The 19,547-nt window shown below is 41.1% G+C and carries 15 protein-coding genes and 5 tRNA genes; 14 read left to right on the plus strand and 6 right to left on the minus strand.

Features of this window, described 5'->3' with window-relative positions:
• Positions 1 to 162 precede the first annotated feature (162 nt).
• The 14 genes from H5201_RS11395 to msrB all read left to right on the plus strand — a co-directional run bounded on the left by H5201_RS11395 (position 163) and on the right by msrB (position 16,464).
• Entirely contained in the window at positions 163 to 630 is a 468-nt protein-coding gene (locus H5201_RS11395; RefSeq protein ID WP_182740336.1) for a GNAT family N-acetyltransferase, read from the plus strand.
• Positions 631 to 981: 351 nt separating this feature from the next.
• Positions 982 to 2,895 carry a biosynthetic arginine decarboxylase gene (speA, locus tag H5201_RS11400; RefSeq protein ID WP_145240667.1) on the plus strand — a complete coding sequence of 638 codons (1,914 nt, stop codon included), beginning with the start codon at positions 982 to 984 and terminating at the stop codon, positions 2,893 to 2,895.
• Between the two features lies 1 nt (position 2,896).
• The gene (gene speB / locus H5201_RS11405; protein ID WP_182740335.1) at positions 2,897 to 3,820 is read left to right on the plus strand and encodes an agmatinase; all 924 of its coding nucleotides are present in this window, start codon (positions 2,897 to 2,899) and stop codon (positions 3,818 to 3,820) included.
• A gap of 277 nt (positions 3,821 to 4,097) precedes the next feature.
• Positions 4,098 to 4,301, plus strand: a complete 204-nt coding sequence (locus H5201_RS11410) for a DUF1656 domain-containing protein (RefSeq protein ID WP_149980705.1) — start codon at positions 4,098 to 4,100, stop codon at positions 4,299 to 4,301.
• A 5-nt stretch (positions 4,302 to 4,306) separates the two neighbouring features.
• Entirely contained in the window at positions 4,307 to 5,167 is an 861-nt protein-coding gene (locus H5201_RS11415; RefSeq protein ID WP_149980704.1) for an HlyD family secretion protein, read from the plus strand.
• A 9-nt stretch (positions 5,168 to 5,176) separates the two neighbouring features.
• Positions 5,177 to 7,213, plus strand: coding sequence for an FUSC family protein (locus H5201_RS11420; RefSeq protein ID WP_182784628.1), 2,037 nt, complete (start codon positions 5,177 to 5,179; stop codon positions 7,211 to 7,213).
• Between the two features lie 75 nt (positions 7,214 to 7,288).
• On the plus strand, positions 7,289 to 8,020 hold the full coding sequence (locus H5201_RS11425) for an RNA methyltransferase (RefSeq protein WP_149980702.1): 732 nt from the start codon (positions 7,289 to 7,291) through the stop codon (positions 8,018 to 8,020).
• 80 nt (positions 8,021 to 8,100) lie between these two features.
• On the plus strand, positions 8,101 to 11,496 hold the full coding sequence (locus H5201_RS11430; protein ID WP_182740332.1) for a chromosome segregation SMC family protein: 3,396 nt from the start codon (positions 8,101 to 8,103) through the stop codon (positions 11,494 to 11,496).
• Between the two features lie 40 nt (positions 11,497 to 11,536).
• Positions 11,537 to 12,289, plus strand: a complete 753-nt coding sequence (gene zipA, locus H5201_RS11435; protein ID WP_149980700.1) for a cell division protein ZipA — start codon at positions 11,537 to 11,539, stop codon at positions 12,287 to 12,289.
• 93 nt (positions 12,290 to 12,382) lie between these two features.
• Positions 12,383 to 14,404 carry an NAD-dependent DNA ligase LigA gene (gene ligA, locus H5201_RS11440; protein WP_182719190.1) on the plus strand — a complete coding sequence of 674 codons (2,022 nt, stop codon included), beginning with the start codon at positions 12,383 to 12,385 and terminating at the stop codon, positions 14,402 to 14,404.
• Complete coding sequence (locus tag H5201_RS11445) at positions 14,397 to 14,741, plus strand: DUF3392 family protein (RefSeq protein WP_145240691.1); 345 nt, start codon at positions 14,397 to 14,399, stop codon at positions 14,739 to 14,741. Before ligA ends, H5201_RS11445 begins: the two co-directional genes overlap by 8 nt.
• Positions 14,738 to 15,241, plus strand: coding sequence for a DUF2919 domain-containing protein (locus H5201_RS11450; RefSeq protein WP_149980698.1), 504 nt, complete (start codon positions 14,738 to 14,740; stop codon positions 15,239 to 15,241). The genes H5201_RS11445 and H5201_RS11450 overlap by 4 nt, the downstream gene beginning before the upstream one ends.
• A gap of 28 nt (positions 15,242 to 15,269) precedes the next feature.
• Positions 15,270 to 15,710 (plus strand): hypothetical protein, encoded by a 441-nt coding sequence (locus H5201_RS11455; protein WP_149980697.1) that lies wholly within the window; start codon positions 15,270 to 15,272, stop codon positions 15,708 to 15,710.
• Positions 15,711 to 16,023: 313 nt separating this feature from the next.
• Entirely contained in the window at positions 16,024 to 16,464 is a 441-nt protein-coding gene (msrB, locus tag H5201_RS11460) for a peptide-methionine (R)-S-oxide reductase MsrB (RefSeq protein WP_145240697.1), read from the plus strand.
• 156 nt (positions 16,465 to 16,620) lie between these two features.
• On the opposite strand, the gene H5201_RS11465 is transcribed toward msrB, so the two are convergent.
• From H5201_RS11465 to H5201_RS11490, 6 genes are all read right to left on the minus strand, one after another.
• On the minus strand, positions 16,621 to 18,282 hold the full coding sequence (locus H5201_RS11465; protein WP_182719191.1) for a tetratricopeptide repeat-containing response regulator: 1,662 nt from the start codon (positions 18,280 to 18,282) through the stop codon (positions 16,621 to 16,623).
• 589 nt (positions 18,283 to 18,871) lie between these two features.
• Positions 18,872 to 18,947 (minus strand) — tRNA-Val (locus H5201_RS11470).
• Positions 18,948 to 18,966: 19 nt separating this feature from the next.
• Positions 18,967 to 19,042, minus strand: a tRNA-Val gene (locus tag H5201_RS11475).
• Positions 19,043 to 19,084: 42 nt separating this feature from the next.
• Positions 19,085 to 19,160: transfer RNA gene (locus H5201_RS11480), tRNA-Val, on the minus strand.
• Positions 19,161 to 19,179: 19 nt separating this feature from the next.
• Positions 19,180 to 19,255: transfer RNA gene (locus tag H5201_RS11485), tRNA-Val, on the minus strand.
• A 35-nt stretch (positions 19,256 to 19,290) separates the two neighbouring features.
• A tRNA-Val gene (locus tag H5201_RS11490) sits at positions 19,291 to 19,366 on the minus strand.
• Positions 19,367 to 19,547: the final 181 nt, after the last annotated feature.

The raw sequence follows: 19,547 nt of genomic DNA on the forward strand, positions 1-19,547 counted from the left end.
CTTGCTACTTTTTAGAAAATAGCTAAGTGTTGTTATTTTGACATACGACAAAGTTGTGACTAATAAGATAGCAAATAAATGAAAAATCCAAAGTTCTGGGTTGTTCATTTGCAACAATTCGGTATAGTTTGTTATCAAACAATAAATATAATTAGAGCTTTTATGCAGTTAGTCGACTTAACCCCTGATGATCCGGATGTGATTAATGTTTTTTCTGATATCGATAGGCTTATAAATTCTCTGTACCCAGTAGCCACGGCACAATCGCTGTCGGTGAGTGAGCTTGGTCAAGCTAATGTTTACGCCATTGGCTTAAAAAGCGAGGAGGGTATTGTTGCATGTGGTGCGATTGTCAGACAGTTTGACACAGTACCTTATGGTGAAATTCGCCGTCTGTATGTCAAACCAAGTCATCGTGGTAAAGGCTTGTCTCGGCGTATAATGCAAATTTTATTGCATCATGCTGGCGAAGAAGAGATCCCTTTGATCCGGTTAGAAACAGGCCCGAAACAGGCTGAATCGATTAGTCTGTATGAAAATTTAGGTTTTCAACGCTGTACAAGTTTTGGTAATTATACCGATAATCCACATAGCTTGTTTATGGAGTTAGGGCTCAGTCAAGAAGGCTAATTAGTGGCTAGAAACTGCCTACGCTTTGTGTTTTAGTTTTTGATTACTTCATCGATTTAATCTCCTACACAACTACGGCTTATAAACGGATATAAGTCGTAAATGGCCTTGGTCAGCGCCACTTTTATCATTGAGAGTCACGTTTTCGGCTAACTTTTTTATATATATTCCCTTTTCAGCCTTCTATTTTTTATACTAAATACTCCAGTGCCCAACAACTAAAAGGGCCGTTGTTATCGACACTAAAACTCACTCGTTACGAGCAAAAATACTTGTTGGACTTGATAAGCTATTTTTCCTTTAATGCGCGCAACAGCCGCAAGGCATTCATCAAATAAAAGAGAAAGATAAATGAAAGAGACAACATCACTAGAACAAGCTCGCACGAGTTACAATGTTCGTCATTGGAGCCAAGGTTTTTTTGGTATTAATGATCAAGGTGATGTGTATGTTGCGCCCAAGGCTGATGCCCCAGAGCAAACCATCGCACTTATTGATATTGCAAAACAACTTGAAGATAAAGGCTTGAGTTTACCTGCGTTGGTTCGTTTTCCACAAATTTTGCATCACCGCGTGCACAGCTTATGTGCTGCATTTAATACTGCGATTGAAAGCTATGGTTATCCAAAAGATTACTTGCTTGTTTATCCAATTAAAGTAAACCAACAGCGCGAAGTGGTCGAAGAAATTGTGGCAAGCCAAGCGAACGTAGAAAAGAAACAACTTGGTTTAGAGGCGGGCAGCAAGCCTGAGCTATTAACAGTATTGGCATTAGCTGAAAAAACCAGTGCAGTGATTGTCTGTAATGGCTACAAAGACAAAGAATATGTGCGCTTAGCATTAATTGGCGAAAAGTTAGGCCATAAAGTGTACATCGTACTTGAGAAACTGTCTGAGCTGGACATGGTACTAAGCCAAGCTAAAGAGCTGAACGTAAAACCGCGTATTGGTATTCGCGTGCGCTTAGCGTCGCAGGGTAAAGGAAAATGGCAAGCTAGCGGCGGTGAAAAATCAAAATTTGGTTTATCCGCTTCACAAGTATTACATGTTGTTAATCGTTTAAAAGAGACTGATCAACTTGATTTAGTTCAGTTGGTGCATTTTCACTTAGGCTCGCAAATGGCGAATATTCGCGATGTGCGTTTAGGTGTTAGCGAAGCGGCGCGTTTTTATTGTGAACTACGCAAACTCGGTGCACAAATTGAATGTTTAGATGTCGGTGGCGGTTTAGCGGTTGATTACGACGGCACACGGAGCCAGTCTCACAACTCGATGAACTATAGCTTAGCTGAGTATGCAAATAATATTGTCTACACCATTGGTGATATTTGTAAGCAGTACGAGCAACCATTCCCGACTATTATTTCTGAGTCTGGGCGTGCATTAACAGCGCATCATGCAGTGCTTATCTCTAATGTGATTGGCACTGAAAGTTATGAGCCTGAAGAAATTCAAGCGCCAGCAGATGACGCGCCATTATTGCTTAATAACATGTGGCTGTCGTGGCAGCAACTTCATGTGCTGACAGACGACCGTGCATTAATTGAGATATATCATGATAGCCAAGGTGATTTAGCTGAAGCACATAACCAGTTTGCGATGGGATTATTAGATTTAACTCAACGCGCCTGGGCTGAGCAAATAAATTTACGTGTGTGTTATGAGCTTAATAAACACATGGATAACAAAAACCGTTTTCATCGCCCGATAATAGATGAACTTAATGCCCGTTTGGCGGATAAGTTTTTTGTTAATTTCTCATTGTTTCAGTCATTGCCTGATGCGTGGGGGATCGACCAAGTGTTTCCGGTATTGCCATTAAGTGGCTTAACTGAGGCACCACAAAGACGCGCAGTATTGTTAGATATTACCTGTGACTCTGACGGTGCACTAGATCACTATGTAGATGGGCAAGGCATTGAGAGCACCTTACCAGTGCCGGCATTTAGTGCTGAAAAACCCTATTTAATGGGCTTTTTCCTAGTGGGTGCATACCAAGAAATTTTAGGTGACATGCATAACCTATTTGGCGACACCCACAGTGCAATGGTACACATGGATGAGCAAGGCGATGCAAGTATTGTAGAAATAAACCAAGGTGACACTGTAGCTGACATGATGCGCTATGTTCACCTTGATGTAGAAGGTTTTCAATCATCGTACGCACAGCTGGTGGCTGCAAAATTACCAGCAGACGAGCAGCAAAGTGTACTTGATGAATTGCAAGCAGGTTTAGACGGTTATACTTATTTAGAAGAGCTTTAATATGACCACTTTGTTTGATCATCCAGATCACTCATTGTATTCCAATGGCATGACGTTCTTACGTCAGCCAATGGTACAAAATATTACTGACATCAATGCTGATGTTGTGGTGTTAGGTTTGCCATTTGATATGGCAACCTCAGGACGTCCAGGTGCTCGTTTAGGCCCTGATGCGATTCGTCGTGCATCAGTGCATTTAGCATGGGAAGAAACAAAATACCCATGGACGTTCAAATTGTTCGAACGCCTAAAACTGGCTGATGCTGGAGATTTTACTTACCCTGTCGGTGACGCTGAATACTTTACCGCTAAGCTTGAACAAGCTGCTGCGGGTATTTTAAGCCAAGGTAAAGCAATTTTAGGTTTAGGGGGCGATCACTTTGTAACTTTACCGTTGTTACGTGCGCACGCTAAGCGCTTTGGTAAAATGGCGTTGGTGCATTTTGATGCCCATACTGATACTTATAGCAATGGCTCACGCTACGACCACGGCACCATGTTTTACCATGCGCCGATGGAAGGGCTGATTGATGTTGATCATAGTATCCAAATTGGTATTCGTACTGATTTTGATCAAAGCAAACACGAGTTTGCAGTGATTGATGCGATGGCGGCCAATGATTTATCGGCGCAAACGATTGCTGAGCAGATTAAAGCGAGAGTAGGTGATTTACCTGTGTATATCACTTTTGACATTGATTGCTTAGATCCGGCGTTTGCCCCAGGTACTGGAACACCGGTATGTGGTGGATTAACATCAGATAAAGTACTTAAGATATTACGTGCCCTTAAAGGCATTAATATGATTGGTATGGATGTTGTTGAAGTATCACCTTCGTACGACCAAAGTGAACTTACTGCGATTGCCGCAGCCACCATTGCCAGTGAGCTACTGCATTTGTGGACCTATAAAAATAAATACTGAGCAATAGCTCCAGTAGTAATCCCTCAAAACGTGCTCTAGGCACGTTTTTTATTTACCAGATCCTTATTATCCTCAATATTTTGCTTAAAGCTTAATTTATAATATAACGCGACTGATTAATTTGCTGAGTATGGTGTAACGATTACCGCTATTAACAGCATGTTAAGTAAGATAATGTGATAATTAGCTGCTACTATATTGATAGACACTGTCGCAAAAATTTTACTTGTGATGCTTTTTAGTTTGTTGTCAAAGTACATATAACAGGGGATTGATTATGCACCACGCTGTAGTTATTGGCGGCTTAGAATTTAGCCCGTTAGTGATTTATTTCCCAATGGCATTTATTTTAACCGCTTTGACTCGCTTTATTTTACATCGTTTGGATTGGCATGATCGCATCTGGAAAGTGGCCTGGTTTGAAGTGTCTTTATTTATGTGTTTTCTCGCCTTGAGTGTCTTTTTATTAAGTGGAAGATAAATAGAATGGTTAGATATTTACGTATTATGCTTACTATCGTCGTTATTATCGCGGCTATTTTTGCAGGCCGTTGGGTATGGACTGATTATATGCACACACCTTGGACACGCGATGGTCGCATTCGAGCTGATATTGTTACTATTGTGCCAGATGTATCAGGCTGGGTAACAAAATTAAATGTCAAAGATGGGCAGCAAGTTGCAAAAGGTGAACTGCTTTTTAGTGTTGACCAACAACGTTATCAGGCGGCTTATGATAAAAGTAAAGCAAATACTAACAATAGTTTATATAGCTGGGAACTGGCTAAACATAAGTATGAACGACGTAAAGCATTAAATACTCAACAAGCTATCAGTGAGGAAAGCTTAGAAGCGACCCGCATTAGTACTGAAATTGCCAAAGCAAATTACGACTTAGCGAAAGCGGATCAAACGGTGGCGCAATTAAATTTATCTCGCACGCAAGTTACGGCTCCAGTTGCCGGGCAAATTATTAATTTAAATCTACGCCAAGGCAATTATGTTGCACAGGGCACGCCTGTGTTTGCTATTGTTCAATCAGATTCATTTTATGTAACAGGCTATTTTGAGGAAACCAAAATCCCACTGATCCACACCAATCAAAAAGCGACAATAGAATTACTGAGCGATACAAAGCCATTAACCGGTCAGGTAGTGAGTATTGGTAAAGCAATCGCGAATATCAATACGCAAAGTAATAACCAACTTTTACCTCAAGTGCAGCAGACATTTAATTGGGTACGTTTATCGCAGCGTATTCCGGTTGATATTAAGCTAGATGCTTTGCCAGAAGGGATCCAGCTAAGCGCAGGTATGACAGCGACTATTCACCTTGCTACGGAATAGGTATTAGTTTTGCATCTTGTTTTAAATAATCTTCTATGCCCCAAAGAACAGGCTATCAAGTTTGCATTAAAAGGGGTGATTGCCATGGCAATGTCGTTGACAATTGCCATTTATTTAAATCTAGATCGACCTTATTGGGCACTTGTTTCTGCGGTGTTTTTACAGATCCGCCCTGAAAGTGGTCTCGTTATTGAAAAAGCGCTTTGTCAGATTGTAGGCACTTTGGTGGGTGGCCTATTTGGTATTTTAGTACTCACTCAGCTCAGTGCTTACCCTTATTTAGCGCTGGGTGGATTGGCTTTTTGGCTCGGTTTAAACTCTGCATTGTCAGCTATGGTGCGCCAAGCAAATTTTGTTTACGCATTTGCTATGGCCGGCGTAACGGCTGCTATCATTATTTTGTTAGTGATGGTAAACCCAGCAACGGTCAGTAGTGAAAGTATCTTCGCGGTGGCGCAATCACGAGTAAGTGAAATTATAGTCGGTTCGGTATGCGCAGGGTTAGTGAGCCATCTATTATGGCCTGTTAAGGTCAAGCAGCTCTTACAAACGCAGGCAAAGTCTGTCATTAATCAAACGTTACATTATTTGGTAACTGAGCTTGATAAAGCGGGCTCTTCTGAAAACCGTCATCAGCAAATAGATCGCATAATGGCAACGCTTGGCAGTATTAGTGAAGACTCAAGTGCAGTTCGCTACGAAGGGCCAAAAGGTCCAGGGCGTTCAAGGGCTGCCAATCAAATCGCACAAAAAGTTTTATCTCTTCTTGCCTTAGTACAAATAATGGGGCGCTTACAGCGTAATCATCCTGAACAAATCACACCAAAGATTACTGAGTTAATCAAGCAATTAAAAGATATGTTTACGCTAATAGAAAAATCAGACTGCTTTGAATACTGTGCTAAAGAAGTCAAACAGTTGCGGCGCGCATTAACTGATCACCGGGCGCAACAAACCTGTGAGCTGCCATTTGAATCACACATTTTAAATGTCAGTTTAGATATCGCGAATGAATTAACAATTTTATTGCGGGCATATAAAGCATTAGAGCAACGAGATAAAACACTGCTTAATGCTCCGAGCATGTTGACATACCGAGATCCATTAGCAGGTATTATTGTTGGGTTTCGAACCAGCTTGGTATTTTCAATCGGGGCATTTATTTGGGTTAATACTGGATCATCCGCTGCATTATTGATCATGATTTTACCCGTTATTTTTTCGATTATGTTGGCCCGTATCCCGCTGGCAATTTTACAAATAGTTATGAAGCGATTGTTAGTTGGTGTTGTGGTAGCCTCGTTTGTGGCTATTTTTTATGCTTTAAACTTATTATCACAAAGTGGTGGGCAACTTGAAATATTATTGTTGGTGTTAGCTGGGCCATATTTTATTGGCTTATTGCTACTAGGCGATCAGCAAACGTTACCTTACGGGCTAGGGTTCTGTATTCCATTTACGATTTTAGTTAAGCCCAGTACTGACATGAGCCTTGCGTTTTCAATCAATTATACGCTCAGCTCAGCTTTGGCTATTTTTCTTGGAGTATGTATTTTATTTTGGATTTTCCAACTATTTACAGGTCCGAGTGTGCAGTTGTTAGTGCATCGCGTGTTTAAAGCAACCTATAAAGATTTATCAGAAATTCATCAACATAGCTCACCCGCTCTTTGGTATAACCGACGTATGGCTGATCGGTTACTGCGTTTAACCAATTATGATCAAGGCTCAGAATCACGTGCTATTACCGATCTTGCTTTAACTGGGCTTAATCTAGGTCATGCGTCGGTGCGTTTACACTCAATTTGCCAACAGGCAGTGGGTGATAATCAGCTTAAATATTTACAACGGTGGCAAAGCTCACTGGCTAGAGCCTTTTTGCTGGCTACAAAAGGCCAGTGCGATGATACGTTTACAATGGCTTGTGATGAGCTTTACAACGAACTGATGATACATGTGAGTGATACATATCAGCTTGAAGCCATTAAAGGTATGTTTATCCGTATTAATATGACTTTTGAACGCAGCGCAAACAGCATTAATTGATCCTGTGAGGTTTTTTCAAGTTCAGAACTCGATGTTAAATCTGCTATACTGTGCCCATCATTTTATGGGGCTGTTATGATTTCAAAAAACCAACTCAAGTTAATTCGTGCATTAGGTCAAAAAAAGTACCGAAAGCAACATAATCAATACCTTGTGCAAGGTGAAAAAAACGTACTTGAGTTATTGGCAAGTGGTTTAACAATTATTGATATATTTGCGACAGCAGCCTTTATTGCGCAGTTCCAGCAGCAGTTTACTCACGTAAACATGATTGAAGCCGATGAAGATGTGTTAACTAAAGCAAGTACTTTAGTGAGTAATAATGCAGCTATTGCGATAGTTGACATGCCAACAGCGAGTGCACCGCAGGCAAGCGGTTTAATCTTAGCCCTTGATGGCGTATCTGATCCAGGCAATTTAGGTACCATTATCAGAGTAGCTGATTGGTATGGGATCAAGCATATTGTCACCAGCACAGATAGTGCCGATGCTTATAACCCTAAAACTATTAGCGCCACTATGGGCTCGTTTGTTAGAGTCTCAGTGAGTCAAGTTGAGTTGCCTGCGTACTTAAGTGGTTTAAACTTACCTATTTATGGCGCTTTTTTAGATGGAAAAAGCGTGCATAAAACTCAATTTACAGGCCAAGGTGTTTTGTTAATGGGTAGTGAGTCTCATGGAATACGTCAAGCTTGCGCAGCATTGGTAACAGATAAAATAACCATCCCCGCTTTTGGTGGTGCAGAATCTCTCAATGTAGCCATGGCAACGGGTATTATTTTAGATAATTTTAAACGCCAAGCTTAATCCCTGTACTTACTTTTATCGTCAAGAACGGTTAAATTAAATACTCAAGCTATAACAATAACAATCGGTAAACCAATTAGATGCGTTTGAGCACCATAAAATTAGCGGGTTTTAAATCTTTTGTAGAGCCCACTAAAATTCCATTCCCAGATCAAATGACCTGTGTCGTTGGCCCAAACGGCTGCGGCAAGTCTAATGTCATCGATGCTGTGCGTTGGGTGCTTGGCGAAAGCTCTGCTAAAAATCTGCGTGGCGATGCCATGACCGATGTTATTTTTAATGGCTCAACCAATCGCAAACCTATTTCTCAAGCGTCGGTTGAGTTGATTTTTGATAATACCCAAGGGCACTTACCGAATACTTTTGCCGATCGAAATCAAGTGGCGATTAAACGTTTGGTAACACGCGACGGGCAATCGCTGTATTTTCTCAATGGCAGTAAATGCCGCAAACGAGATATTACCGATATATTTTTAGGCACAGGTCTTGGTCCGCGTAGTTATGCGATTATCGAGCAGGGCATGATCTCGCGTTTAATTGAGAGTAAACCGGCAGATTTACGGGTGTTTTTAGAAGAAGCAGCAGGCGTTTCAAAATACAAAGAGCGCCGTCGTGAAACGCAAACCCGGATCAAAAGTACCCGCGAAAACCTTGAACGCTTACTCGATGTTCGCCAAGAGCTGCAAGCACAAGTTGATAAACTGGCAGTACAGTCAGTTGAAGCAAAAAAATACCGCGAGTTAAAAACCCAAGAGCGCACTTTAAAAGGGCAACTAGCGGTCTTAAAATGGCAAAAGCTACATCAGCAACAAGTGACTAAAGCCGACACAATGGCCAAGCTGAATGAGCAAATTAGCTTTTTTAAAACTGCTCATTCAGGTCATGACGATGTACTAGCAAGCCTTGAAAACCAAGTGCAATTGCAACTTGAAAAACTCAATGATGCGCAGCAAGCCCAGCACCAAACGCACACTGAATTGACTCGTGCTGAGCAACAGCAAATAAACTTAAAACAACAACAACAAGCGTTTAGTCACAATCTGATCAAACAGCAACAGTTGCAGTTACAAAATCAGCAGCTGCAACAACAACAAAAAGACCATACTGATGAGCTACAAAATGCGTTACAAGAGGCAATTGAACATACTTTAATATGTACAGAACAAGTCACTGAGATGGCCGACGCGGTGGCACAGTTGCACAGTGCCAAGCAGCGCAGTGCTACTGATTGGCAACGAGTTAATGAACAGTTTCAGGCTATTAATACGCAATATAGCAAGCAACAAAATATAGCAGATCAACAGCTGCAAAATTTGCACTATATTAAAAACCAGCAAACGGCATTAGAAAGCGAATTAATAGAGCTGGCAGAAAACCCAATTGCTGAACAAGTAGCGCAGCAGCAGCAGTTAATGCAGTCACTAACGCAAGAGTTAGCAGCAAAACAAACTGCCTTAAACAAAGTAAATAGTAATCATCAACAAGCTCAAACCGTGTTACGCACCTGCCAAGATGCACATCAAACACTAGCACAACAACAAAACGAGAATAAAGCCAAAATAGCAGGCTTGAATACAATACTCGCAGATACTCCAGCGCAAGGTAGTGGCGATGTTTTGGCACAGTTAGTTGTACGTACTGGATTTGAGCATGTGGTTGAACAAGCATTACAAGGGCTTGAACAATTAAATGTGTCATCTATAGCAACACCTAACGGAGTATGGCCAACTACCGACACCGCACCGCAAAGCTCATTAGCGGTGTTTATAGAGCAAGGGGTTTACCCTGATTTATTACATCGTATTAAGTATAAAAATGATTTTGAATATAATGATTTAGCGGATGAGTATTGGCTTGCAGTGATAGATCGCCAAGGTAATATTCAGGGTCGCAATTGGTATCAACAAGCCAGTAAAAGTGCAGAAAATTCGTTGCTGATCAAACATAAACAGTTGGCCGAAGCAACCCAGTTAGCATCTCAACTCAGTGACGAACTAGCTATACAAAGCAATAAGCTTACAGAACAACAGCGAGTCTGTGAGCAATTGAAGGCACAAAGCGAAGAGTTAAAAGCAGCGGTACATCAGCTTGCTCAACAAGTGGCCTCAGGAAGCACTCGTCGCGATATGCTCAAAGAGCAATTACAGCAGTTTCAGAATCAACAACATAAATTACAAGCGAAGCTACAGCAGTTAAACGTTGAACACACGAGCATAGAGAATAAAGTTTTTGAACAACAGCAACATATAGCAAGTGTGGCAAAACAGCGTGATGAAATAAGTGTTGCGCTTAATGATGCTCAAGTGCAGCAGCAACACACTGATGAGCAATATAAACAGGCAAACGCTCAGCTTGAACACTATAAAACGCTTGCCCATCAGGCGACACTAAGTGAGCAAAAAGCGCGCAGTGAATGCCAACTCAGTGACACTAAATTACAGCATGCAACGACCGCCAGCGAAACCGCCAGTGAAGCTGTCAGTGAGTTAACCGCGCAAATTGAAGAGTTGGTGATCCCATTAGAAGAGGTCGCAGAGCAAATAATATTATTGTTGGAGCAACATCAACAAAGTGACATTGAACTCAAAAATTTGCAAAGTGCATTGACGGAAGCTAAAACAGCTCTTGTAGATAAACAAACAACGCTTAAAGCGTCGCAGGGGGAGCTGGTACTTTTACAAGAACAATTACAACAACTTGCCCTCGAAGAGCAGAGCTTATTAATTAAAGCACAGGCAGCTCTTGAACCTCTGGGTGAGTTACAGCAAAACTTGAAAGAAGTATTAGCACAGCTCCCTGAAAACGCCAGTATAAACACTTATCAAGGACAGCTTAATAAAGTAGGACAAAGTTTAAGTGACTTGGGCGCGGTGAACTTAGCGGCGATTGATGAGTTTGAACAAGCGCAGCAGCGTAGCCAGTATTTAGATCGTCAAGTCGAGGATTTAAGCAAAGCATTGACGACACTTGAAGGTGCAATTGGAAAAATTGATCGCGAAACCAAAACGCGTTTTAAAATGACTTTTGATCAAGTAAATCACGATTTTGGTCAGTTATTTCCTAAAGTATTTGGCGGCGGCAGTGCATATCTTGAATTAACCAGTGATGACTTACTGGAAAGTGGTGTTAGTATAATGGCACGCCCACCGGGCAAGAAAAATTCAACAATTCACCTTTTAAGTGGTGGAGAAAAAGCGCTGACCGCATTATCATTGGTATTTTCAATATTCAGGCTCAATCCAGCTCCGTTCTGTATGCTGGATGAAGTTGATGCACCATTGGATGATGCGAATGTTGGGCGATTTTGCCGATTAGTGGAAGAAATGTCACAATCGGTGCAATTTATTTATATCAGTCATAATAAAATTGCCATGGAAATGGCTGGCAGGTTGACGGGTGTAACAATGGCTGAACCGGGCGTTTCGCGTGTGGTCGCTGTAGATATTGAACAAGCGGTGCAAATGGCACATGCATAAATATTAATATTTGAGTAGATAAATAATAAAAGGTGAGGGGATGGCCGAACAATTAAGATGGGTTTTAATCATTATCAGTGTAATTGTCATTGGTGGATTATTAATACATGGCCTATGGTCAGTTCGTAAAAAAGATGCACCCGTTGCGACTAATGATGAGCGGGTTGAGCCTGCAGATCAAGCGCCTACTGAGCGTCAAAGCGTAGCTGAGCCAGCATCTCATACTGAGCGTGATGAACCGCAGTTTGGGGATTTAAGCTTCAGTGCTGATGAAAAGCAACCACACTCTTTTGCAGCGTCAGATGACGAACCTGCCGCTGAGGTTGATGATGTGACTACTGCAACAGATGCAAGCGTAGAGGATGAAGCTGAGCAACCGGCTGCAAGTGATTTTATCATTGTGCATATTCAAATGCCTGAAGGCTTGAGTATGGAAGGCAGCAAATTATTGCCAGCAGTAAACACACTTGGCTTTAAGTACTCTGAAGAAGGCTTTTTTAATCGCCATTTAGATCCTGCTGGTCATGGTCCAGTGCTGTTTCGGTTAGTGAACATGTACAACCCTGGTACTTTTGATATAGATAATATGGAACAATTTAGCACCGCTGGAATTAGCTTGTTTATGACCTTGCCGTGTGATGGTGACGGGCTTGCTGCATTTAATATGTTGCACAGTGCGGCTAAAAAGTTAGCAGATGAATTTGGCGCCGTTATTTTAGACTCACAACGAGAAGAAATGACCGTTGATAGTGTGCGCAATTATGTTGAAAAAGTGAGACGCTTTTCAGCTTAATCACCTGCAATATACAGTTAATTAATTAAGAATTTTATAAGCCACTTGGCGATAACTCGTTTAAGTGGCTTTTTTATGTTTTTTGAGGTCAGTATGTCCACTTTAGTGTTAGCGCAAATAACGCAACTTCGTCAGCAGTTAGAAGATCACAATCATAATTATTATGTACTTGATAACCCAAGCATTCCTGATGCAGAGTATGATCGTTTATTACAACAATTAAGTGCGCTTGAGGTAGCAAATCCTGAGTACTTGAGTACTGATTCACCGACCCAGAAAGTAGGCGGTGCGGCGCTTGCTAAGTTTGAGCAAGTCACTCATCAAGTGCCGATGTTGTCACTTGATAACGCCTTTAGTGAAGAAGAGTTCAGCGCTTTTAATCGCCGCATTAAAGAACGTTTGATGGATAACAATGAGCTGACCTTTTGCTGTGAACCAAAACTTGACGGTTTAGCGGTATCGATTTTATACCGTAATGGTGTGTTAGTGCAGGCGGCAACGCGTGGCGACGGGCACACCGGCGAAAATATTACCACTAACGTTAAAACGATTCGTAATGTACCGCTAAAATTACGTGGCGATGACTTTCCCGAGGAAATTGAAATTCGTGGTGAAGTGTTCATGGATAGCGCCGGATTTGACAAACTTAATGCTGAAGCCGAAAAGCGTGGCGACAAAGTATTTGTTAATCCACGTAATGCAGCCGCAGGCAGCTTGCGTCAACTCGATTCAAAAATCACCGCCAAGCGACCTTTGATGTTTTATGCCTACAGTATTGGCGTAGTAACAAATGGTGAATTACCAAGTGATCATTACCAGCAATTGGCTAAGCTAACTGACTGGGGGTTACCACTTTGCCCGGAAACAAAATTAGTCGAAGGCCAGCAAGCTGCTTTGGATTACTATCAAGATATACTTGAGCGCCGCAGCAGCTTAAAGTATGAAATTGATGGTGTGGTGATCAAAATAAATAACAAAGCACTACAAGAGCGGTTAGGTTTTGTAGCGCGAGCTCCGCGTTGGGCGATTGCGTATAAGTTTCCTGCGCAAGAAGAAATCACTCAGCTACTGGATGTTGAATTTCAGGTAGGGCGCACTGGCGCAATTACCCCTGTGGCTCGTTTAGAGCCGGTATTTGTTGGTGGTGTCACGGTTTCAAATGCAACGTTACACAATCGTGATGAAATAGAGCGTTTGGGGGTAAAAATTGGCGATACTGTGATCATTCGCCGTGCTGGTGATGTGATCCCACAAATTACTCAAGTGGTATTAGAGCGCCGTCCAACAGATGCCAAAGAGATTGAGTTTCCGGCTACTTGTCCAATTTGTGACTCCCATATTGAACGCATTGAAGGCGAAGCCGTAGCGCGCTGTACAGGAGGCCTGGTGTGCCAAGCACAGCGTAAAGAAGCGATCAAACACTTTGCTTCACGCAAAGCACTCGATATCGATGGCCTTGGCGATAAAATTGTTGAACAGCTGGTGGACAGAGAGCTCATTAAAACGCCAGCAGACTTATTCATACTTAAACAAGGACATTTTGAATCGCTTGAGCGCATGGGGCCAAAATCGGCGAAAAACCTAGTAGCAGCACTTGATGATGCAAAACAAACGACGTTGGCTAAGTTTTTATACTCATTAGGTATTCGTGAAGTCGGTGAAGCGACGGCGCAAAATTTAGCTAATCACTTTTTAACGCTAGATAAAGTAACTGCGGCAACAACTGAAGCGTTAGTCGAAGTTAGTGATGTTGGGGAAATTGTAGCCAAGCATGTGCGTGGTTTTTTTGCTGAGCAACATAATTTAGATGTCGTAACTGCCTTGCTGGAACAGGGTATTCATTGGCCAGAACTCACGCCGCCAAGTGAAGACTCACAACCGTTAGCAGGCTTAACCTATGTGTTAACGGGTACTTTGAACGAGCTTAATCGAAATGATGCAAAAGCACGCTTGCAGCAGTTAGGGGCGAAAGTTTCAGGTAGTGTATCAGCTAAAACCGATGCGTTAATAGCGGGTGAAAAAGCCGGTTCTAAGCTCACGAAAGCACAAGATTTAGGCATTGAAATACTGACCGAAGATGATTTAATTGCATTACTGGCGCAACATAATGGATAGCATTATTACGCTTTTTCAGGATTTAGCACTGACCTTTGGTCAGTGGCTAAAGCCTTACTTATATAATATCGCATTGTTACTGGTGGTGTGTTTGGTGTCTTTGTATGCAAATGAGATTATCAAAACCACGAAACGCTTTGTAGCAAGGCGCCACTTTATACTCAGAGTATGTGCATTTGTACTGGTAACCGGGTTTGGTTTTGGCTTGTTAGTAGTATTTGTCACTCCATTACTAAGTCAGTTACTGATGTTCTTTGGTGTGCGCTGGTTAGGTGTTACAGCCGTGGCAGCATTCATATTACTTGGCGTAGTAGCCGAGAGGAAAAACCAGTTATGAAGCGTTATGGACCAGAGTATTGGGACAAATATGGCACCTATCGCACTCCAATCGCGTTTCATTTGAGTTTACTGGTATTACTTCGTGCCTACTTTATTTGGATCATTGCGGCACTGAGCAGGCGTCCTGAGCTTGATTTAATGTCATTAGTGTTTAGATCTAAAGCTGACTTTTTCAGTGCATTGGCTATTGGTGCAATAGCCATTATTCCTGCCGTAATTTTTTGTTTGCGCAGGCCACAAAAAAGCGCAGACAGTGCAGCATGGTTAGCGCGAGTGTGGCGTTTTATGCGGTGGCCATTGTTAGCATGTGCAGCGATAGATTTAAGCTGGCTGATTATTCAAGCCGCTCATAGTTATTATCAGTTTTCGATGTTTTTAGCGCTGCAAATGGTGACGGTATTGTGGGTATTATTATATTTAGCAAAAAGTCGTTATTTAACGGTGTTTTTTAATGATTGGCCCGATCCTGAAACCGATGAAAAAAGTGCAAGTAAGTAATTTAGGTTAACGTTGCAAGGAGTCTTTGATGCGTAAAATTAATCAATTACTGGCGCTGATCGTCGGCTGTTTCGGTATCGTGTTATTATTGTTGAGTGTATTTACCATGTTATTTCAGCAAGCGTGGTTTGTATTGTTAATAGCTGTATGGCTATTTGTATTTAGCTCATGCTGTTATCGGCTAACACCACTATTTAAAGCACGTAATAGCCTAGATAAGTTTATTCGACGCGAACAACAGCACCTTTTGGTCTTTACCCTTTCAGGTTTTTTTGACCGTACTCACGGCCCACAATGGCTGCTTATTGATAGTATCAAGGAAATACAGTGCCATGATGACCAATTCTTAATTCTCTCCAGCGAACAGCGTCAATGCTCAATAGGCTTACCGGCAACTAAAGCAGAGCTAACACAATACTTTAATACACTATTGACTGAAAATGAAAAAAAATTAATTACCATTGTATGAAACTAAATAGTGATCAACAGGGTATATATAGTATGTAACAGCAAATAGGCTTAGTAAGAATCTGTCATTGGTGTACTGAAGCTATTTAGCTCACTAATAGGCGTTGAGTCTGTTGAGATGGCTGGTTTAACAGTGCAGATAAACGTAGCTAGTGAGTTTAAACATTCCCGTAGCCAGTACCAAAATTATTTTTCACCCCCTACAAAACCATTTTGTGCAGTGCGGATAAATCCAAGCTGACAATGTTATTAGCGCGATACCATGATAATGTGGATAGCAATAAATTAACCCATCTTACTCAATGAGGTCAGTTATGTTGAATTGGAATGATATTCTAAACTTTGCCAATAAAGGCAATCCAGAGCCGAGCCGTAAAGTAGTAAAAACCGAGCAGCAATGGCGTGAACAATTAACCGAAGAAGCCTTTTATGTGACTCGTAATAAAGGCACAGAGCGCCCACACAGCTCAGATAGCTGCACCTTGTTTGAACCTGGTAAGTACGCCTGTGTATGTTGTGATAACTTATTATTTGATGGTGATGAAAAATTTGATAGCGGCACTGGCTGGCCATCATTTACTCAACCCGCGCAACTAAACTCGATTGCTTACAATGGTGACAAGACCCACGGTATGCAAAGAATAGAAACTGTATGTAATGTATGTGATGCGCACTTAGGTCATGTATTCCCAGATGGACCAATGCCAAGTGGTCTGCGTTATTGTATAAACGCGGTCTCATTGAAGAAGGTGTAATTTATTAGCTCGTAATTGACAATAACCAATGCCTTACTGAATTTACATGATCCGATTCCAGTAAGGCTGGATTTTAAAAGTCATATCACCGCTTGTCAGCGATATTTTGAATTCCTCATTCTTATAAACAACACCTTATCTAAACTATTTATTATTCTATTTGGTTTTGCCTGGCTCTTCTAGATTAGCAAGTGTTAGCCCCATACTCGTTGCTTGTTGTACTATTTTATTAAAGCGTTGTTGCTGCTCGTTGTCTAATGTTGTCGTATTGAGTAACGCATAGCATTTTTTTGCCATCATTAGGTTTAACGTTTGGCCATTTTGCTTGGAACTATCAAATAGACACTGCAATAAATTTAAAGCAATACTTGGATTACGAGGCATTACTCTAAATGCTTGTGTGAATGCTTCAAGAGCGGTATTTAATTGACCACGGTTAAACTGTGTAACTGCATGGTTATTCAGCTCTTTAGGGCCCATTTTTATATCACGGCGTTCACTTTGTTGTTGTTGAATATAACGTAAATAAACAGCATCACTCACTGTTGGATGACGTTCACAATGACTAATAATTTGGTTAAATAATGACTGTGCTTTGTGGTGAAACCCCAGTTCATGAAATGCCTTTGCTTTATCAAGTGCGCCGTCTACAGAGCGAATGTGGCTATCGTCATCGTCGAGCTGCTCAATCAACATTTTCGCTTTTTGATGCTCATCTTTCAAATAGTGTAAACGGGCATTTAAAACATCTATTTGCGCCTGATTGTGACTATTTGGAAATTGGCTTTTTAAATCAGCTAAGTATTTATTGGTTTGTCTTGAAATACGTTGAATTTGATCGCTTTGATCTGTTGTTAATGCAAAATCAATACCCGCCCGTGCTGCATTTAAATATACGTCAGGGTGATCGTGAATCGAATGTTTGGCAAAGTTGGCGATGTCTTTTTGTGTAAGGTAATTTTTTTCATAATCATGATTTACCAGCGATACATGGCTAAGTGATTTTTGGCGCTCGATATTGCGTGGAGCTATATCAACGGCTTGGCTTAAAAAATCTTGCGCTAATTCAAATTGGTTTAATTTAATCTCCAGCTTACCAAGTAAATCGAGTGCGACTAATCGTGTTTCATGACGTAGCAGCATCGTTTTTAGCATTCTTTGCGCAAGAATATGCTCGTTATTCGCAATTAATGCTTCAACTAAACCTACCTTTGCCCATGTAAATTTTTGAATATCAAGAACTGATTTAAAGAAAGCTTTTGCGGTATCTGCTCGTTTTAAGCGAAGTAGGGCGTCACCTTTTAAACGCAATAATATTGCACTATAAGCATTGCCTTTTTCATCAAGCGCAGTATTGATTGCTTTTAGCGCTTTAGAGTCATTCCCATCGTCAATGAAATTATATATTGCTTGTAAATGATTTTTACGCAGCAAAATTCGTTCTATACGTGTTTTAAGATCATATATGGTGAATGGCTTGACTAAAAAGTCATCGGGTTGCAGTTCAAGCACGCTGTGTACCAAAGAACCACTGGTTTCAGCTGAAATAAAAATGAACCCAGTAGAGTTTTTTATTAAACGCTTAACGCGTAACTCTTCATATAGCTGATAGCCGTCTTGCTGCTTACTTAAATTAAAAGAGCAAACAATCAGATCAAACTGTTCACTGGTGCACTGCTCTTTAGCCGAATTTGCATGTTCAGCAAAGCGCAGCTGTCGAAAGCCAAGTTTTTCGAGCGACTGTTTCATATAGCTTTGAGCAAGAGGTTGCTCTTCAACTATAAGTATTTTTGCATTAGAAAAAATCTTTGCTGGCATTAGACTTGTGACCACATGAACGTATCAGAGACTATAATAAACAGTCTAGTCGCTGACAAGGGAATTTAAAATTTAATACCGCAGACTTCGTTTATTTGATCAGTTATGAATTTTCAAGCAGCTTGATTATCCAAATTTAGGTAGCGCTAGTTATTGCTTGAGGATTTTTATAGAGATAGGAGACCCTAGCTTTGTAAAGCGCCTAGGTTGATGCTTTTCAAACTTAATTATCCATCAAGGAACACATTAAAAGAGTTTCAGGTTTGGAAAAGAATTAGCGTATTTAGAGGCTTTTTGAATTTTATTTTTAACAGAATTACTAAGAGGTTTTATATGTGGTGGGTGATACTGGACTTGAACCAGTGACCCTCGCCATTATTTGTAAAGGGTGGCGATGCTCTTTTTTTTCAACTGAGCTAATTATCGATTAAAGAATATAACGTAAGGTTTGATTGAGGGTATTAAAAGGTTTTATATGTGGTGGGTGATACTGGACTTGAACCAGTGATCCTCGCCATTATTTGTGAAGGGTGGCGATGCTCTTTTTTTCAACTGAGCTAATTATTAATTAAACGTGAGGTTTTATATGTGGTGGGTGATACTGGACTTGAACCAGTGACCCTCGCCTTGTAAGGGCGATGCTCTCCCAACTGAGCTAATCACCCACATATAATTTTGATTAAATGGTGGGTCGTACTGGACTTGAACCAGTGACCCTCGCCTTGTAAGGGCGATGCTCTCCCAACTGAGCTAACGACCCCATATAATCAATTACTAAACTTTACGATAACCATTTTATAAATGGTGGGTCGTACTGGACTTGAACCAGTGACCCTCGCCTTGTAAGGGCGATGCTCTCCCAACTGAGCTAACGACCCGTAAAGTTTTATATCTAAATGGTGGGTGATACTGGACTTGAACCAGTGACCCTCGCCTTGTAAGGGCGATGCTCTCCCAACTGAGCTAATCACCCATTTAGATATCATGTAATATGCACCATTCTAAGAATGGTGGGTCGTACTGGACTTGAACCAGTGACCCTCGCCTTGTAAGGGCGATGCTCTCCCAACTGAGCTAACGACCCATATTACAAATTTAAAACGCTACTATTAAAATAAATAGTACTGGATTTTAACCAGTGAACCTCGCCGTTAGTTGTAAATAGCGGTGATGCTCTCTTTTCTTGTAACTGAGCTTGTGACCCATATTACAAATTTAAAACATGCAACTACTAATATAATAACAGGTTTTATATGTGGTGGGTG

The sequence above is a fragment of the Pseudoalteromonas sp. SG43-6 genome (assembly GCF_014164365.1).
In the GTDB taxonomy this organism is placed as follows: Bacteria; Pseudomonadota; Gammaproteobacteria; order Enterobacterales; family Alteromonadaceae; genus Pseudoalteromonas; species Pseudoalteromonas rhizosphaerae.

Coding starts and splice junctions, on each gene's coding strand:
- H5201_RS11465 (WP_182719191.1), bottom strand. CDS start 18,282: ATGCCAGCAAAGATTTTTTCTAATGCAAAAATACTTATAGTTGAAGAG.
- speB (WP_182740335.1), top strand. CDS start 2,897: ATGACCACTTTGTTTGATCATCCAGATCACTCATTGTATTCCAATGGC.
- H5201_RS11415 (WP_149980704.1), top strand. CDS start 4,307: ATGGTTAGATATTTACGTATTATGCTTACTATCGTCGTTATTATCGCG.
- H5201_RS11430 (WP_182740332.1), top strand. CDS start 8,101: ATGCGTTTGAGCACCATAAAATTAGCGGGTTTTAAATCTTTTGTAGAG.
- H5201_RS11395 (WP_182740336.1), top strand. CDS start 163: ATGCAGTTAGTCGACTTAACCCCTGATGATCCGGATGTGATTAATGTT.
- ligA (WP_182719190.1), top strand. CDS start 12,383: ATGTCCACTTTAGTGTTAGCGCAAATAACGCAACTTCGTCAGCAGTTA.
- zipA (WP_149980700.1), top strand. CDS start 11,537: ATGGCCGAACAATTAAGATGGGTTTTAATCATTATCAGTGTAATTGTC.
- H5201_RS11445 (WP_145240691.1), top strand. CDS start 14,397: ATGGATAGCATTATTACGCTTTTTCAGGATTTAGCACTGACCTTTGGT.
- speA (WP_145240667.1), top strand. CDS start 982: ATGAAAGAGACAACATCACTAGAACAAGCTCGCACGAGTTACAATGTT.
- H5201_RS11410 (WP_149980705.1), top strand. CDS start 4,098: ATGCACCACGCTGTAGTTATTGGCGGCTTAGAATTTAGCCCGTTAGTG.
- H5201_RS11455 (WP_149980697.1), top strand. CDS start 15,270: ATGCGTAAAATTAATCAATTACTGGCGCTGATCGTCGGCTGTTTCGGT.
- H5201_RS11425 (WP_149980702.1), top strand. CDS start 7,289: ATGATTTCAAAAAACCAACTCAAGTTAATTCGTGCATTAGGTCAAAAA.
- H5201_RS11450 (WP_149980698.1), top strand. CDS start 14,738: ATGAAGCGTTATGGACCAGAGTATTGGGACAAATATGGCACCTATCGC.
- msrB (WP_145240697.1), top strand. CDS start 16,024: ATGTTGAATTGGAATGATATTCTAAACTTTGCCAATAAAGGCAATCCA.